A 16,072-nucleotide genomic window follows, 5' to 3' on the forward strand; every position below is an offset into this window, starting at 1 on the left:
TTAATTTTTCTTACCTTCTTTGCGTGGTATAAATTGATCTTCAAATTTAATTCCTTTTCCTTTATAAGGTTCAGGTGGTCTTTGTTTTATAATAATTGAAGCAAATTGCCCTAATTTTTCTTTATCTGTACCCTCAAGAATAATTATATTCTGCTTAGGTACTTCAACTTTAATATGTGAAGGTATTTCAATTTTTGTATTATGACTTTTAGCAAGCATTAGATTTAAATACTTACCTTTCATCATTGCCCTATACCCTACGCCATTAATTTCAAGCTTTAACTTAAAGCCTTCTTTAACTCCGGTAACCATATTTGATATTATGCTTCTAGCTGTACCCCACATAGCACGTGCACTTTTACTTGAAGATAATGGCTTTACTAAAAGCTTATTTTCTGCTAATGAAATTCCTATGCTACCTTTAAAGCTTTTTGATAACTCACCTTTAGGTCCTGATATTTTTACTTCTAAATCATTTAACCCGACTTTTACACCTTCAGGTATAATAATCGGTAACTTTCCAACGCGTGACATTTTTTTACCTTAAAATACTTTACAAATTACTTCACCGCCAACATTTTTAATATGAGCTTCTCTATCAGACATAACACCATAAGGAGTAGATAGAATATATATTCCCATATTATTATAGTATCCTTTTAAGTCCTTAATTGCAGAATACACCCTTTTTCCTGGCTTTGACACTCTATGAATCTCGCATATAGAAGCATCACCATTAGCAGAATATTTTAAGGTTACCTCAGTATAGCTAATGTTACCTTTTGGAGTACTTGTATAATTTTTTATATAACCTTCTTTTTGTAGCACTTCTAAAATTGAAGTTTTAATTTTAGAACTAGGAAAAGAAACATTTATTAGTTTGCTTTTATAAGCATTTCTAATTCTAGTTAACATATCTGCTACATTATCTGTCATTGACATATTTATTCACCTATTATTTTTACCAACTTGACTTAATTATCCCTGGAACTAAACCTCTGCCACTTAATTCTCTGAGTTTATTTCTTGATATGCCAAATTTTCTTATAACCCCTCTTGGTCTACCTGTAAGCTCACATCTATTTCTAATTCTAGTGACTGATGAATTTCTAGATAATTGTGCTAATGACATTACCAAAGAAAAACGCTCTTCTAATGAAATATTCTTATCGTAAATTTTATTTTTTAATTTCTCACGCTTATTATGTAAGCTTTGTGATAATTTTTTTCTTTTTTCATTCTTCTTTATAGAACTTACTTTTGCCATTATATACCTTAAACTTAATTATAAAAAGGTAAATTGAATCCTGATAACAAGGATTTACCTTCTTTATCTGTTTTAGCAGATGTAACGATTGTAATATCCATTCCTCTTATAGTGTCAATTTTATCGTAATTAATCTCAGGAAAAACTATCTGTTCTTTTAGTCCAAAAGTAAAATTACCTTTACCATCAAAACTTTTGTAAGAAAAACCACGAAACTCTTTAACACGAGGTAATGCAACAATTACTAACCTTTCTAAGAAATCATACATTCTATCTTTACGTAAAGTAACTTTGCAACCTATTTTCATACCATCACGTAACTTAAATGTTGCAATAGATTTTCTTGCTGAAGTTACAAAAGGTTTTTGACCAGAGATTAAAGTTAAATCATTTACTGCTTTATCAATCACTTTTGAATCAGCTATTGCTTCCCCTACACCCATATTTATAACAATTTTTTCAATAGCTGGAATTTCATGTTTATTTTTATAAGAAAATTCCTTTTGCAAATTGCTAATAATTTCCTTTTGATATAGTTCTTTAAATCTTAACATTATTTGCCTTCCTTACCAATAATTTCTCCGGATTTTTTTGCTATTCTAACTTTAGAACCATCTTCTAAAAATTTAAAAGCTACCTTAGTAGGATTACCAGTTTTAGGATCAACATGTGCAACATTTGAAATATCTATAGGTAATTCTTTAGTTATTATGCCGCCTTCGCTTACTTGGGTAGGTTTAGTATGTTTTTTAACTAAATTTATTCCTGAAACAACTATTTTATTTTGCTCAGGAAAAACCTTTAATATTTTTCCTTTTTTCCCTTTGTATTTTCCAGTAATAATAATAACTTCATCACCTTTTTTTACTTTTAATTTTATCATTTATAACACTTCCTCTGCGAGCGACATAATTCTAACATATTTTTTTGCTCTAAGTTCTCTTGTCACAGGACCAAAAACCCTAGTACCTATAGGCTCATCTTGTTTGTTTAAAAGCACTAATGCGTTTTTGTCAAACTTTATTGTACTACCGTCAGCTCTTACAACCCCTGTTTTTGTGCGGACAATAACGCCTTTATAAACGTCACCTTTTTTTACTTTACCACCAGGTATAGCTTCCTTAATAGATACAACTATAACATCGCCTAGCTTTGCTACCATATGATGGGAGCCACCTAGAACTTTAATACACATAACTTTTTTGGCACCGGAATTATCTGCCACTTCCAAAATGCTTTGCATTTGAATCATATATCACTTCCAATTTTATTCACGAAAGACAAAATAAACAATTTTCCCAATAAAGTCAAAGGATAAAACCTTTACTCTTCATTTATTACTACCCATGTTTTAGTTTTTGAAATAGGATGACTTTCAATTATATTAACTTTATCGCCTTCTTGAAACTTGTTATTTGGATCATGAGCTGCGTATTTTTTAGATACTTTTATAAATTTTTTATAAATAGGATGCTTAAATCTTCTTTCTACTTTTACTGTAACTGTTTTATCAGCTTTTGAACTTATAACTACTCCTTGTAGGACTCTTTTAGGCATTTTAATTACTCTCCACTACTAGATCTTTTTGTTAATTCAGTTTTAATACGTGCTATAGACTTTTTAACTAATGAAAACCTACTAGTATTTTTTAATTCACCCAAAGTTTGCTGAAATCTTAAATTAAATAGTTCTTTTTTTAAAAGATTAAGATGCTTAAAAAGATCTTCAATTGTTTTACTTGTTAATTCACTTCTTAATGATTTTAAATCATTCATAACGCCTCACTATCCTTGTTCTAACAGGTAATTTTGCACTTGCAAGCTCTAAAGCTTTAACTGCAACATCTTCCTCAACCCCTTCAATTTCAAACATAATTCTTCCAGGTGATACCCTTACTGCAAAAAATTCAGGATTTCCTTTACCTTTACCCATTCTTACTTCAGCAGGCTTCTTAGAAACCGGAAGATCAGGAAAGATTCGTATCCATAATCTTCCTTGACGTTTCATACATCTAGTAGCCGCTTTTCTTCCTGCTTCTATTTGTCTAGCAGTAACACGCCAACCATCTATAGATTTTAAACCAAATGATCCAAAGTCAAGTGTTGTACCTGCTTTTGATTTTGAAACAACTCTACCTTTATGAGCTTTTCTAAATTTTTGTTTTTTTGGAGCTAACATTTTAATACTTAAAAATTAATTATATCTTTTATTTTCGGTATACTCGCCTTTGTAAATCCAAACTTTAACTCCTATAACCCCATAAGTAGTTATAGCTTCTGCAGTCGAATAATCAATATCTGCTCTTAAAGTATGCAATGGCATTCTCCCTTCTATATACCATTCTGTTCTAGCAATCTCAGCTCCACCAAGACGTCCTGAGCAACTAACTCTTATGCCTTGTCCACCTTGTTTAAATGAAGCTTGAATTGCTGTCTTCATTGCTTTTCTAAAGGATACTCTTTTTTCAAGCTGCGATGCTATTGTCTGAGCTACTATAGCTGCATCTATATTAAACTTTCTAACTTCATGAATATTTATATAAACTTCACTTAAAGAAGTCATTTTTTCAATGGCTTTTTTTAGCTTATCAATTTCACTACCGTTTTTACCGATAATTATATTCGGTTTTTTTGCATTAATATTGATAATAATACTTTTGTTAGAAGGGCGTTCAATTAAAATTCTGCTAACTTGAGCTTGAGTAAAACTTTTATTAACTAATTCTCTAATCTTTAAATCTTGTATAAAAAGAGTTTTATACTGCTTTTCTGCATAAAATACAGAATCCCAACCTTTAATTAAAGTCGGTCCAACCCTAAAACCATGTGCACAAACTTTCTGCCCCATCTTAATTATCCTCTTTTTCTGTAACAGTTATATAAAGATTACTAAAAAACTTATTTATTCTAGTAGCTCTTCCTTTTGCTCTTGGCATAACTCTTTTCATTACTAAAGCCTTGCCTACTGTTGCGTTAGTTATAACTAATCTATCTATATCTAAACCTAGATTATTTTCAGCATTTGCTACAGCAGATTGCAGACAAGCTTTTACAACTTTTGAAATTCTTTTTGGCGAAAAAGTTAATTGCACTAATGCTTCAGAAACTTTCATGTTTCTAATGAAAGCTGCAACTAAGTTTAATTTCCTTGGACTAACTCTAATTGATTTAGCTTTTGCCGTGGCAAAATTTTTGTTTTCCTGTACCATATGATTTTATTTTCTTTTAACTTTTTTATCTGCTCCATGCCCATGAAATGTTCTAGTAGGAGAGAATTCCCCTAGTTTTCTACCAACCATTTCTTCATTTACAGAAACTGGAATAAATTTATTTCCATTGTGAACAGAAAACGTAAAACCAACAAAAATAGGCAAAATGGTTGATCTTCTAGACCAGGTTTTAATCATTTCTGACTTACCAGATTCCATTAATTTTTGAACTTTTTTTATTAAATAACCATCTACGAAAGGCCCTTTCCACACCGAACGTGCCATAATTAATACCTAATTAATTTAAAAATTTATTTTCTTTTCTTTATAATAAACTTAGAAGTACGCTTATTTTTACGCGTCTTTTTACCTTTCGTCGGGAATCCCCAAGGAGTAACTGGATGACGCCCACCAGAGGTTTTACCCTCACCACCACCATGCGGGTGATCTACAGGGTTCATTGCCACACCTCTTACATGAGGTCTCCAACCAAGCCATCTATTTCTACCAGCTTTACCTAAGTTAATATTTTTTTGATCAGGATTAGATACTGTACCTATCGTAGCCATACAATCTAAAGGTACTAATCTAAATTCACCTGACTTTAATTTAATTTGTGCATATCCTGAATCTTTACCTACTAAATCTACCGACGTACCTGCTGATCTTGCAATTTGACCACCTTTACCAACTTTCATTTCAACATTATGTAAAGTAGTACCGATAGGGATATATCTTAAAGGCAAACAATTACCAATTTTTATATCTGCATCTTTGCTTGATATTATCTTATCTCCTACTACTAATTTTTGTGGAGCTAGAATATAAGCATGCTCACCATCTTCATATTTAATTAAAGCAATAAAAGCAGTTCTGTTAGGATCATATTCTATTCTTTCAACTATAGCAGAAATATCTAATTTATTTCTTTTAAAGTCAATAACACGATATAGTCTTTTATGACCTCCACCTCTTTGCCAAGAAGTGATTCTACCCTGATTATTTCTTCCACCTGTTTTAGATATCCCTTTAGTTAGAGCCTTAAAAGGTCTACCTTTCCATAAACTAGTTCTATCAACTTGAACTAACTCTCTCAAAGAAGGGGTAATTGGATTAAAACTTTTTAAAGCCATTTATTTAATTCCTCCGGCAAAATCAATATTATGATCTTTTTCTAATGTTACCACAGCTTTTTTTCTATCAACTTGACGTCCGATAACTCCCTTAAATCTCTTTTTCTTACCTTTGACATTTAAGATATTTACTTTTTTTACTTTTACTTTAAATATTTCTTCTATGGCTTTTTTAACGACAAGCTTCTCAGCAAGTTTATCTACATAAAAAGTGTATTTATTTTGTTCTGAAAGAAGCGTAGTTTTTTCTGTAATAACAGGTCTTCTAATTAAATCGTAATATTTATAAGAACTCATTTTAACCTCTCTTCTAAAACATTCACTGCTTCTTGTGATAACAATACATATTCGTGTCTTATTATGTCATAGACATTTGCACCTATTTGCGGAACAACTACTGTATTATAAATATTTTGTGCTGCTAAAGAAAAATTAACATCCACTTCATTGCCATCTATTACAAAGAAGCTTTTACCTTGAAACTTATTTAATATATTAACAAGATTAGAGGTTTTAGGCGTTTCTAATTTTAAAGAATCTATGACTAGTAATTTTCCTTCAGAAAATTTTTCGGATAAAGCATGAATTAAACCAAGTTTTCGTACTTTTTTAGGTAATTTAGTTGCATGGCTACGTACTACAGGACCATGAATTACACCACCTCCACGCATCTGTACAGATCTTAAAGAACCTTGTCTTGCATTCCCTGTACCTTTTTGCTTAAAAGGTTTTTTTGTAGTACCGGATACTTCTGATACAGTTTTAGTTTTATGTGTACCAGACATTGCTTTAGCTCGTTGCCAATCAACAACTTGCTTTATTATATCATCCCTAATAAACTCTACAGCAAATATATCTTCGTTTAAACTAATCTCACCAACTTCTTCATTAGCAAGATTTAACATTTTAGTTTTCATTTTTTTTCAACCTATACAGTCTTATATAAAATCTTTTATACAAATAGTTATTTTTATGCAGTTATTGAAATCTTTTTTATTGCATCTTTTATTGAAATATATGAACCTTTATGTCCCGGTATACTTCCCTGAATCATAATAAGCCCTTGCTCTTTATCGATTGCAAATATTTTTAAATTTTGGATAGTAACTTGACTACACCCCATATGTCCAGCCATTTTTTTACCTTTAAAGACTTTTCCTGGATCTTGTCTTTGACCAGTAGAACCGTGTGAACGATGTGATATTGAAACACCGTGAGAAGCTTCAAGCCCTCTAAAATTATGTCTCTTCATACTACCAGCAAATCCTTTACCTATAGTAGTAGCTGTTACATCTATAAATTGTCCTGCCGTAAAATGATCTACTTCTAAACTTGCTGCTATATCGATAAAGTTATCTTCAGAGATTCTAAATTCTTTTAATTTAGTTTTAGGAGACACTTTAGCATTAGCAAAAACTTGCTTCATAGGCTTAGTTACTCTAGATATTTTTTTATCTTTTATTCCTATAACTAAAGCATTATAACCATGTTTTTCAGCAATTTTATGTCCTACTACTTGGCAATCATCAACTTTCACTAGTGTTAATGGAACTCTCTTCCCATTATTATTAAAAACACTAGTCATCCCAACTTTTTGAGCAATTATTCCGGTTCTCATTACTCCCCACTCTCTAATTCAATCACTACATCAACACCTGCTGCTAAATCAACTTTACTTAAAGCGTCAACAACTGCTGGATTTGGATCATCTATAACCAATAATCTTTTTTGTGTTCTAATTTCGTATTGCTCCCTTGATTTTATATGGACGTGGGGAGATCTATTTACGGTAAATCTTTGAATTTTTCTAGGTAAAGGAATAGGACCACTAATATTAGCAAATGTTCTTTTAACAGCACTAACTATCTCTTTAGTAGCCTGATCAAGACTACGATGATCAAATGACTTTAAACGAATTTTGATTTTATTTTTCATTTAACAAACCTTAATTATAAACAGCAAGATGTTTTTACATCTTAAAACATAAATACCTATTATTAAAAAATAATAGGTATTTATAAAATAGACTAATTAATTACTTTAGAAACTACACCAGCACCTACTGTTCTACCACCTTCACGAATCGAGAATTTTAAACCTTGCTGCATAGCAATAGGAGAAATTAACTTAACTTTGAAAGTAGCATTATCACCAGGCATAACCATTTGTTTATCAGCCGGTAATTCTATTGTACCTGTAACGTCTGTTGTTCTAAAATAGAATTGTGGACGATAGTTATTGGTAAATGGAGTATGACGTCCACCTTCATCTTTACTAAGCACGTATACTTCAGCTTCAAATTCATCGTGAGGTGTTATACTACTAGGTTTTGCAAGAACTTGTCCTCTTTGTACAGCTTCTCTATCTATACCACGTAATAATATACCAACATTATCCCCAGCCTCACCACTATCAAGAAGCTTTCTAAACATTTCAACACCGGTACATGTAGAAGTTTGAGTTGCTTTTATTCCAACTATTTCAACAGCTTCACCCACTTTAACTTTACCAGCTTCAATTCTACCTGTTACAACTGTTCCTCTTCCTGAAATAGAGAACACATCCTCGATAGGCATTAAGAAAGGCTTTTCAGTTTCTCTAGTAGGTTGTGGTATATAACTATCTACTGCATCCATTAATTCATGAATAGCTTTCTCACCTTCAGGCTTTCCTTCTAAAGCTTGAAGAGCAGAACCTCTAATTATTGGTATCTCATCACCAGGGAAATCATATTTTGATAATAATTCTCTTACTTCCATTTCCACTAATTCTAGTAGATCAGGATCATCAACCATATCAACTTTGTTTAAGAACACTACCATTTTAGGTACGCCAACTTGCTTTGCTAATAATATATGTTCTCTAGTTTGTGGCATTGGACCATCAGCAGCAGAAACAACTAGTATAGCACCGTCCATTTGAGCAGCACCTGTGATCATGTTCTTTACATAGTCAGCATGTCCTGGGCAGTCTACGTGTGCATAGTGCCTACTCTTAGTCTCATATTCTACGTGAGCAGTTGATATTGTTATACCTCTTTCCTTTTCCTCAGGAGCGGCATCAATTTCATCATATTTTTTAACTTTGATATCTTTATTATCTTTTCCAAGCACCATTGTTATTGCTGCTGTCAAAGAAGTTTTCCCATGATCCACGTGACCGATAGTACCGATATTAACATGCGGTTTGGTTCTTTCAAACTTTGCTTTTGCCATATTTTTACTCTCTTACAATTTTTTAAGTTTAATACAAGTTAATTTAAAGTGCGTTTTTTGCTAAATTTATTTGTCACCACTATATTTAATGGAGCGGGTGATGGGAATCGAACCCACACAGCCAGCTTGGAAGGCTGGAACTCTACCATTGAGCTACACCCGCAACTAACACCAATTTTATTCAGACTTACAATTATACACGATTATATTTTATTTTTAAATATAATTTATAATATAAAATGATAAGTTTAAAAAATGATATGCTTCCCTGAACCATTCAAGTGGTGGAGGGAGAAGGATTCGAACCTTCGAACGCTTACGCGGGCAGATTTACAGTCTGCTGCCATTGACCACTCGACCACCCCTCCTAAAGAACTTTACTGTATTAAATAGACTAATTCACTTTAAAAGACAATATAAATTAGTATTAGGACTTAATAAAACTTCTCGCCGAATCATCAAATAAACAAATAGCAGCTTGCACATTTATTTAGTTGTAACTTTCTATAATAAATAGTAGTTTCTGTCAAGAACAAATTACCAAAGGTTTTCAATAACATGCAAAATAAAAAGCTGGATTCTAAAAATTACTACTATATTTATGGCAAACATCCTGTATTTTCAGCTCTTAACAATCCAAAACGTCAAATTGAGGATATTTTATGCACTCAAATGATCTTTGATACAAATAAAAAATTAATAAGCTCCAAGCCTTATAAAATTGTTAATAATGATGTTTTATCTAAATTGTTAGAAAACCAAACCCATCAAGGAATAGCTGCTAAAGTTAAGCCAATTTTTTCCTATAATATAGAAGATATCAACATAAAAAATCCAAAATGTAAGATTGCAATTCTTGATCAAATAACTGATCCACAAAATATTGGGGCAATTATTCGAAGTGCAGCAGCTTTTAATATAGATGCTATAATCTTACCACTAGATAATTCACCTAATGAAAATGGCACTATAGCTAAAGCAGCTTGTGGAACTTTAGAATTAATAAAAATTATTAAAGTAACCAATCTAAACTCTTGTATAAATTACCTAAAAAAACATGGTTTTTGGGTTATAGGGCTAACTGGGGAAGCCAATGATTATTTTACCGATAAATTAATTTCAGATAAAATAGCTTTAATATTCGGCTCGGAAGATAAAGGCATGCGAAGATTGGTTCAAGAAAATTGTGATCATTTAGCCAAAATTCCTATTTCTGATAAAGTAGAAAGCCTTAATGTATCAAATGCCGCTTCTATAATTTTTCACTCACTATGGGATCATTAACAAAGTTGAAATATTTTTAACAAATCAAATATTGTTTTTTATTTACTTCCTTATAAATATTTAGTCTACTTAAATATATGTTTATTAAAATGATAACGTAAACTACTATTTGCGTTATCATTGTTCTTTATTTTTTCAGTATTAGATAAGATTTATTCTATCACGTTACTATTATTAATTTAGTTCTAATCGGTAGCGTTATGTCACAAAATATATTACAAAACAAACAAATTATTAAGACGCCAGTTTAGGATAAGGAGGTCTGAGGATAAGCAAGTAGTGTTAGAAATTTTTTAGATTTATTGAAATTAAAAGCATTTACGCAAGAAAGTATATGAACTAAGAAATTAATAGGGGAGCGATGTCTTGAATGTTCAAGGTTCATGCTGTTTTTTAGTACATTAAATACTGATTCAATTATTGATCTGCTTTTTAAGAGTATTTTATCTTCTATATCTAATAAATGATTTTTCATATCCTTGCGAATCCCAGTAAATAACCGTAGCCCACGACTAAATAATTTAGCGGACATTTCCTTAGAAATATAAGCCTTGTCTCCAAATAATTTACCCCATAATCCTTTGGTAATTGAGTCTACAGCAGATAAATCACTAGCATTACCCTTTGTTATTTTAATTGCCATAATCTGACCTTTATTATTAATTACAATATGTAATTTAAATCCCATAAACCATCCGTAACTACTCATACCTATTTTAGCAATGCCACTAAACACTTTATTATTATTTGTACGTTTTGCATGACATATCGATAATTTGGTTGAATCAACAAAATATATACCAGTCTCATCTCCTGTAAATAATTGTAACATTATAGTTAAAGGTAATACTAATCTTGGCCACAACTGGATTATCCGACTGTAACTAGGAAGACTAAAATATCCTCTATATTTACATGATAGATGATATAAATAATAATTCTTAAAATCTTTGCATGGAGATATATAAAAATATAATACTATAGTTATATAGTTCTGAAAGCCTTAAACTCCCTGATCTCCTACGCTTCCTAACGCTGGGTATTAATTTGCTTTCTTCCCATTCTTCGTAAACTTTACAATAATTATCTATTATACAAAATAGAGTTATGATACATCTTTTCATTGTTGAGTGCATATTTTTTTGATTCAAAATCTATGTAACTCAACACTCCTCTCTTGTAAATACCCTGCTTTATTATCTTTATTCCTTACACTCTTATCCTAAACTGGCGTTTAAGAGCTTTGAAAAGCAACTTAATATATTCTTAGATGAGTATAAAGAAAGAGAAATTACAAATATTGTTCTAAGTAATTTTCTCGACAAAGTAATTAATAATTTAAAACATGAAAAATTAATTAGTGATACACTATTTGAAGTATATCAAGGCAAAGCAGTAATTGCTAAACCGTTACATACAGATTACCCTCAATCACCCGAACAAGCACATGACGAAAATTGGCAAAAATTTTATAGTTTTAATCATGATAGAAAACACAATCGGTTTTATTGCCAAAAATCTAAAAAAAGCTTCCATTAAAGACAAATTATACTATAGTTTTGCTAAATTATCCGAGCAATTAGATTTAAATGCCATCAGTGATCATTTTATGAATAAAATAAATAATTATATAACATTTAACGATTTATGACAAACTATAGAACAGAAAGCGACTCTTTTGGGGAAATTCAAATAGAAGACAAATTTTATTGGGGAGCACAAACACAAAGATCATTAGAAAATTTCAAAATAGGCAAACAAAAAATGCCAGAAATTCTAATCCGCTCCCTTGCTATATTAAAAAAATGTGCTGCAAAAGTTAACCTCGAATTTGGTGATCTAGAACCTAAAATAGCTGAAAGTATAGATAAAGCTGCAAGCAGAATTTTGAATGGTGAATTTAGCAATAATTTTCCTTTAGTAGTTTGGCAAACAGGCTCTGGAACGCAAACAAATATGAATATGAATGAGGTAATCGCCTCTATTGCAAATGAGGAGTTAACCGGCATGAAAGGTGGTAAATCTCCTGTACATCCTAATGATCATGTCAATAAAGGACAATCATCAAATGATTCATTCCCAACGGCTATGCATATAGCAACCGTGCTTGCAACTAAAGAAAAGCTAATACCGGCTTTAAATAATTTACTCACAGCTTTACAAGATAAATCGAAAGATTGGGACAGCATTATAAAAATTGGACGCACCCATTTACAAGACGCAACTCCTCTAACACTTAAGCAAGAATTTTCCGGATATATTACACAAATAGAATATGCTTTAGAAAGAATAGAAGACGCATTAAAAAAAGTTTATCTACTTGCCCAAGGAGGAACAGCAGTTGGAACAGGCATCAATTCACGTAAAGGATTCGATATAAAATTTGCTGAAAAAGTAGCAGAATTTACAAAACAACCTTTTAAAACAGCACCTAATAAATTTGAAAGCTTGGCTAGCCATGATGCACTTGTAGAATTTTCTGGCACTCTTAATACTATAGCCGTTAGTTTGATGAAAATAGCCAATGATATAAGATTGCTCGGATCAGGTCCAAGATGTGGTCTTGGTGAGTTGCATTTACCAGAAAATGAGCCTGGTTCTTCAATTATGCCAGGTAAGGTAAACCCTACACAAGTCGAAGCTTTAACAATGGTTTGCACTCAAGTTATGGGAAATCATGTTACAGTTACTATTGCCGGCTCAAACGGACATCTTGAACTTAACGTCTTTAAACCAGTAATAATATATAATATTTTGCAATCTATCGAGCTACTATCGGATGCCGCAAATAGCTTTGTCACTCACTGTGTGGACGGGATAGAGCCTAATATAACCCGTATTAACGATTTACGTGATAAATCTTTAATGCTTGTCACCGCTCTTAATCCGCATATTGGCTATGATAATGCCGCCAAAATTGCTAAAGAAGCTCATAAGCACGAAATTACTTTAAAAGAAGCCGCAAAAAAACTTAATCTTTTATCGGAAGAAGAATTTAACAAAATAGTAGTACCTGAAAAAATGGTTAGACAATCTTAGGTTGTATAAACAACATTAATTTCTCTTTACAAGGTATCATAAATAGGCTAGTATAAGCTAGTCTATTTATAATATCACTTATATGAAGCAAAATTTATCTAATCAAATTAATCTGTTAGAAGCAAAAACACATTTTTCTAATCTAATACAACGTGTATACTCGTTTTATTTGAAAAATTGGCTGAGTCGTCTTTGTAGCCCTTTCGGTACTCATGTACTTTTGTACACTCCGTTCCTCAGTCTACAGACTCCTAGCTCTTTTTCAAATAAAACTTCGTCTATTAACTTTTCATTTACTAGAAATATAAAAGGAAGAGAACAAATTACTATTTGTAAGCATAATACACTGGTTGCTGTACTTTCACCAATAACTAAAAAACCCAAAATAAAAACAGAAGATATAGTTGAACAAATAATGGAATTTAATAAAGATAAAACACTAGCACTATATACTATAAAAGAACTTAGAGACGAAAGTAGAAGATGAATTAAAAAAACTCAGAATATACTACAATAATGGTTATCTTTTTTATGGATCGAGAGTCGGCATTACAGCCCTGTCATCCCGTGATTTATTCACGGGATCCAGTTAAAAATATCAATAATATTGATATTTTTAGTTATTTTTCTGGACCTAGTTCCCAAGCCACGGCAGGCATTGTTGCGTGGATCGAGAGTCGTCATTGCGAGGAAATTACGAAGTAATTGACGAAGCAAGGAAGTAAAAAAATGCTAACTTTATAACATTTTTTATTATTTTTTCTGGATTGTCACGCTCCTTGCAGTCGCGTAGCTCAGACGATTTGGTATCCACGCAAGCAAGACTCACTCTGGAATGACATAGTGGGTATTTTTCAAGCCATACAACAACGCTAAATTGAAGACGACTTTCGATCCACACAATAACATCATAATGGTGTTCCACCATTAAACATTTCAAACAAAAGTTGCTAATCTAAATAAAACCTATTACATTAAAGATATAATGTTATATGGAGTTAATTAATGACAGATCCTTATGTTGAATATGCGATAGCTATCTTACCAAGCTCTGAAGTAGCACAAAAATTTACAGATATAAATACAAAACTTGCTAAACAACTAGGACCGCAAGGTCTTGAGCATAAACATAATAAATGCCATGTTACATTGTACCATGGTGTATATAACTTTCTGGATTTACCAAAAATCTCCGCTAAATTAGCAGATATAGCTTATAACACAAAAAATATCACATTAAATTTTAAGAATGAAATAGTAGTTACCGGACCTGATAGATGGATTGATATAAATATTAAGCGTTTTGATGAAAATGATAAGGTCAAGAAAGATTATGAAGCAATATGTGATTTGCACAATAAAGTAGTTGATACATTTAATGAATATCACAAGCATCCACTTGAAAGAGCAAGCAATACTCTCGAAACACTTAAGCCCAAAATTGAAGCACAAGACGAAAATGCCTTGAAAATAGCTAAGCAAATTGAAAAATATGGCGTTTCAGGTGTTAAAGAATTATATAACCCACATACTACAATATGGTATCAATGGCCTACAAATCTCGCCCTTAACGATGCTGCGAATAGCGTAAAAGGTGAGGCTAGTGATTTTTCTTGTGATGCATCAGCTTTAGTTTTAGGAGAACTAGGATTTAACGGAAATATAGAAAATCCTTATGCTGTTTTTCCTTTAGGTCAAGATTTTACTATAGAACAAGCGATAGAACTTGCTGCAAAAACTAATCTTGACTGGTAGCATTCATAAATTTTCTTAAAAGATTATGGAAATTTCTAAATCTTCTATTATACTTAAATCATAATAATATAAATAAACGATTATCATGGCTTTAATAAACATAAAAGCACCAGAAAATATAATATTAAAACCGCGTATTACAGTTTTTGGCGTTGGGGGTGCAGGTAGTAATGCAGTAAATAATATGATTGGTGCTAACCTACAAGGAGCTAATTTTGTAGTAGCTAATACTGATGCACAATCATTAGAATATTCTCGCTGTGAAAACAAAATACAGCTGGGCGTCTCCACAACTAGAGGTCTTGGTGCTGGAGCTGCCCCTGAAGTTGGAGCAGAAGCTGCACAAGAATCAGAAAACGAAATTCGCAATTATCTAGAAAATAGTAACATGGTGTTTATTACGGCAGGTATGGGCGGCGGTACTGGTACTGGCTCTGCACCAGTTATTGCACGAATTGCTAAGGAACTTGGAATTTTAACAGTTGGAGTAGTAACTAAGCCTTTTCATTTTGAGGGCGGGCATCGTATGAAAACTGCCGATAAAGGAATTATAGATTTACAACAATTTGTTGATACTTTAATCGTGATACCAAATCAAAACTTATTTCGTATTGCCAACGAGCAAACTACTTTTGCTGATGCTTTTAAAATGGCAGATGATGTACTGCACGCAGGGGTCAGAGGTGTCACGGATTTAATGATTATGCCAGGTCTTATCAACCTTGACTTTGCTGATATTAAAGCTGTTATGAGTGAAATGGGCAAAGCTATGATGGGTACAGGCGAGGCTAGTGGTGAAGATAGAGCTACTAAAGCAGCAGAATCTGCAATCTCTAATCCATTACTTGATCATAGTTCAATGTGCGGTGCTAGAGGTGTATTAATTAATATTACAGGCGGACCAGATATGACTTTATTTGAAGTCGATAACGCTGCTAATAGAATTAGAGAAGAAGTAAATAATAAAGATGCTAATATTATTTTTGGTTCAACATTTAATCCTGAGCTAAAAGGGATTATTAGAGTTTCAGTTGTTGCAACAGGCATTGATGCAGATAAAATACCACTTTATAAACCTGTTAATTCTAGTGCTACCGATTTATCTACCGAAGAAGATGAGGATACAAAACTTAGAGCTCAATCTACTCAAGGAGATCAACCTGTTCATATT

At 32.0% G+C, this 16,072-nt stretch carries 23 protein-coding genes, 2 tRNA genes and 3 pseudogenes; 7 read left to right on the forward strand and 21 right to left on the reverse strand.

Features of this window, described 5'->3' with window-relative positions; all coding sequences use genetic code 11:
* The 20 genes from rplF to AAGD54_RS06940 form a co-directional block, all read right to left on the reverse strand.
* Positions 1-534 (reverse strand): 50S ribosomal protein L6, encoded by a 534-nt coding sequence (gene rplF / locus AAGD54_RS06845; RefSeq protein WP_341794453.1) that lies wholly within the window; start codon positions 532-534, stop codon positions 1-3.
* A gap of 9 nt (positions 535-543) precedes the next feature.
* Positions 544-942 (reverse strand): 30S ribosomal protein S8, encoded by a 399-nt coding sequence (gene rpsH, locus AAGD54_RS06850; RefSeq protein WP_341794454.1) that lies wholly within the window; start codon positions 940-942, stop codon positions 544-546.
* A 19-nt stretch (positions 943-961) separates the two neighbouring features.
* The gene (gene rpsN, locus AAGD54_RS06855; protein ID WP_341794455.1) at positions 962-1,267 is read right to left on the reverse strand and encodes a 30S ribosomal protein S14; all 306 of its coding nucleotides are present in this window, start codon (positions 1,265-1,267) and stop codon (positions 962-964) included.
* A 14-nt stretch (positions 1,268-1,281) separates the two neighbouring features.
* Complete coding sequence (gene rplE, locus AAGD54_RS06860; protein WP_016948267.1) at positions 1,282-1,821, reverse strand: 50S ribosomal protein L5; 540 nt, start codon at positions 1,819-1,821, stop codon at positions 1,282-1,284.
* Positions 1,821-2,150, reverse strand: a complete 330-nt coding sequence (gene rplX, locus AAGD54_RS06865) for a 50S ribosomal protein L24 (protein ID WP_341794456.1) — start codon at positions 2,148-2,150, stop codon at positions 1,821-1,823. The genes rplE and rplX overlap by 1 nt, the downstream gene beginning before the upstream one ends.
* Entirely contained in the window at positions 2,151-2,519 is a 369-nt protein-coding gene (gene rplN, locus AAGD54_RS06870; protein ID WP_011477711.1) for a 50S ribosomal protein L14, read from the reverse strand.
* Between the two features lie 71 nt (positions 2,520-2,590).
* Positions 2,591-2,824: a 30S ribosomal protein S17 gene (gene rpsQ, locus AAGD54_RS06875; protein WP_341794457.1), complete on the reverse strand. Its 234-nt coding sequence runs from the start codon at positions 2,822-2,824 to the stop codon at positions 2,591-2,593.
* 5 nt (positions 2,825-2,829) lie between these two features.
* Complete coding sequence (gene rpmC / locus AAGD54_RS06880; protein WP_341788291.1) at positions 2,830-3,042, reverse strand: 50S ribosomal protein L29; 213 nt, start codon at positions 3,040-3,042, stop codon at positions 2,830-2,832.
* The gene (gene rplP, locus AAGD54_RS06885) at positions 3,035-3,445 is read right to left on the reverse strand and encodes a 50S ribosomal protein L16 (RefSeq protein WP_341794458.1); all 411 of its coding nucleotides are present in this window, start codon (positions 3,443-3,445) and stop codon (positions 3,035-3,037) included. The genes rpmC and rplP overlap by 8 nt, the downstream gene beginning before the upstream one ends.
* A gap of 15 nt (positions 3,446-3,460) precedes the next feature.
* Entirely contained in the window at positions 3,461-4,114 is a 654-nt protein-coding gene (gene rpsC / locus AAGD54_RS06890; protein WP_011477715.1) for a 30S ribosomal protein S3, read from the reverse strand.
* 1 nt (position 4,115) lies between these two features.
* Positions 4,116-4,475 carry a 50S ribosomal protein L22 gene (rplV, locus tag AAGD54_RS06895; RefSeq protein WP_011477716.1) on the reverse strand — a complete coding sequence of 120 codons (360 nt, stop codon included), beginning with the start codon at positions 4,473-4,475 and terminating at the stop codon, positions 4,116-4,118.
* A gap of 6 nt (positions 4,476-4,481) precedes the next feature.
* Positions 4,482-4,760: a 30S ribosomal protein S19 gene (gene rpsS, locus AAGD54_RS06900; protein ID WP_011477717.1), complete on the reverse strand. Its 279-nt coding sequence runs from the start codon at positions 4,758-4,760 to the stop codon at positions 4,482-4,484.
* Positions 4,761-4,786: 26 nt separating this feature from the next.
* The gene (gene rplB, locus AAGD54_RS06905; protein ID WP_011477718.1) at positions 4,787-5,608 is read right to left on the reverse strand and encodes a 50S ribosomal protein L2; all 822 of its coding nucleotides are present in this window, start codon (positions 5,606-5,608) and stop codon (positions 4,787-4,789) included.
* Entirely contained in the window at positions 5,609-5,905 is a 297-nt protein-coding gene (gene rplW, locus AAGD54_RS06910) for a 50S ribosomal protein L23 (RefSeq protein WP_341788295.1), read from the reverse strand. It lies immediately after the preceding gene.
* Positions 5,902-6,525, reverse strand: a complete 624-nt coding sequence (gene rplD / locus AAGD54_RS06915) for a 50S ribosomal protein L4 (RefSeq protein WP_341788296.1) — start codon at positions 6,523-6,525, stop codon at positions 5,902-5,904. The genes rplW and rplD overlap by 4 nt, the downstream gene beginning before the upstream one ends.
* 53 nt (positions 6,526-6,578) lie before the next feature.
* A complete protein-coding gene (gene rplC / locus AAGD54_RS06920) occupies positions 6,579-7,226 on the reverse strand; it encodes a 50S ribosomal protein L3 (protein ID WP_011477721.1) in 648 nt (215 codons plus the stop codon).
* On the reverse strand, positions 7,226-7,543 hold the full coding sequence (rpsJ, locus tag AAGD54_RS06925; RefSeq protein ID WP_341791124.1) for a 30S ribosomal protein S10: 318 nt from the start codon (positions 7,541-7,543) through the stop codon (positions 7,226-7,228). The genes rplC and rpsJ overlap by 1 nt, the downstream gene beginning before the upstream one ends.
* Before the next feature lie 92 nt (positions 7,544-7,635).
* Positions 7,636-8,823, reverse strand: a complete 1,188-nt coding sequence (tuf, locus tag AAGD54_RS06930) for an elongation factor Tu (RefSeq protein ID WP_341794459.1) — start codon at positions 8,821-8,823, stop codon at positions 7,636-7,638.
* An 89-nt stretch (positions 8,824-8,912) separates the two neighbouring features.
* Positions 8,913-8,986: transfer RNA gene (locus AAGD54_RS06935), tRNA-Gly, on the reverse strand.
* Positions 8,987-9,105: 119 nt separating this feature from the next.
* Positions 9,106-9,191 (reverse strand) — tRNA-Tyr (locus AAGD54_RS06940).
* 190 nt (positions 9,192-9,381) lie between these two features.
* On the opposite strand from AAGD54_RS06940, the gene rlmB reads away from it, so the two are divergent.
* Complete coding sequence (gene rlmB / locus AAGD54_RS06945) at positions 9,382-10,107, forward strand: 23S rRNA (guanosine(2251)-2'-O)-methyltransferase RlmB (protein ID WP_341788299.1); 726 nt, start codon at positions 9,382-9,384, stop codon at positions 10,105-10,107.
* A 247-nt stretch (positions 10,108-10,354) separates the two neighbouring features.
* Here the strand turns inward: rlmB and AAGD54_RS06950 are convergent, their stop codons facing one another.
* On the reverse strand, positions 10,355-11,095 hold the full coding sequence (locus AAGD54_RS06950; protein ID WP_341795150.1) for an IS982 family transposase: 741 nt from the start codon (positions 11,093-11,095) through the stop codon (positions 10,355-10,357).
* A 239-nt stretch (positions 11,096-11,334) separates the two neighbouring features.
* On the opposite strand from AAGD54_RS06950, the pseudogene AAGD54_RS06955 reads away from it, so the two are divergent.
* The 6 genes and pseudogenes from AAGD54_RS06955 to ftsZ all read left to right on the forward strand — a co-directional run.
* Positions 11,335-11,758: pseudogene (locus AAGD54_RS06955) on the forward strand (hypothetical protein).
* Positions 11,755-13,146 (forward strand): class II fumarate hydratase, encoded by a 1,392-nt coding sequence (gene fumC, locus AAGD54_RS06960; protein ID WP_341788300.1) that lies wholly within the window; start codon positions 11,755-11,757, stop codon positions 13,144-13,146. The pseudogene AAGD54_RS06955 and the gene fumC overlap by 4 nt, the downstream one beginning before the upstream one ends.
* Before the next feature lie 82 nt (positions 13,147-13,228).
* Positions 13,229-13,303: pseudogene (locus AAGD54_RS06965) on the forward strand (type II toxin-antitoxin system Phd/YefM family antitoxin); the annotation flags it as partial.
* A gap of 123 nt (positions 13,304-13,426) precedes the next feature.
* Positions 13,427-13,633 (forward strand): type II toxin-antitoxin system Phd/YefM family antitoxin, encoded by a 207-nt coding sequence (locus AAGD54_RS06970; protein ID WP_341795200.1) that lies wholly within the window; start codon positions 13,427-13,429, stop codon positions 13,631-13,633.
* 518 nt (positions 13,634-14,151) lie between these two features.
* Positions 14,152-14,901: a hypothetical protein gene (locus AAGD54_RS06975; RefSeq protein WP_341788301.1), complete on the forward strand. Its 750-nt coding sequence runs from the start codon at positions 14,152-14,154 to the stop codon at positions 14,899-14,901.
* An 85-nt stretch (positions 14,902-14,986) separates the two neighbouring features.
* Positions 14,987-15,983 (forward strand): annotated as a pseudogene (gene ftsZ / locus AAGD54_RS06980) (cell division protein FtsZ); the annotation flags it as partial.
* Positions 15,984-16,072: the final 89 nt, after the last annotated feature.

Origin of the sequence: Rickettsia endosymbiont of Rhinocyllus conicus (assembly GCF_964026465.1) — a bacterium.
In the GTDB taxonomy this organism is placed as follows: Bacteria; Pseudomonadota; Alphaproteobacteria; order Rickettsiales; family Rickettsiaceae; genus Rickettsia.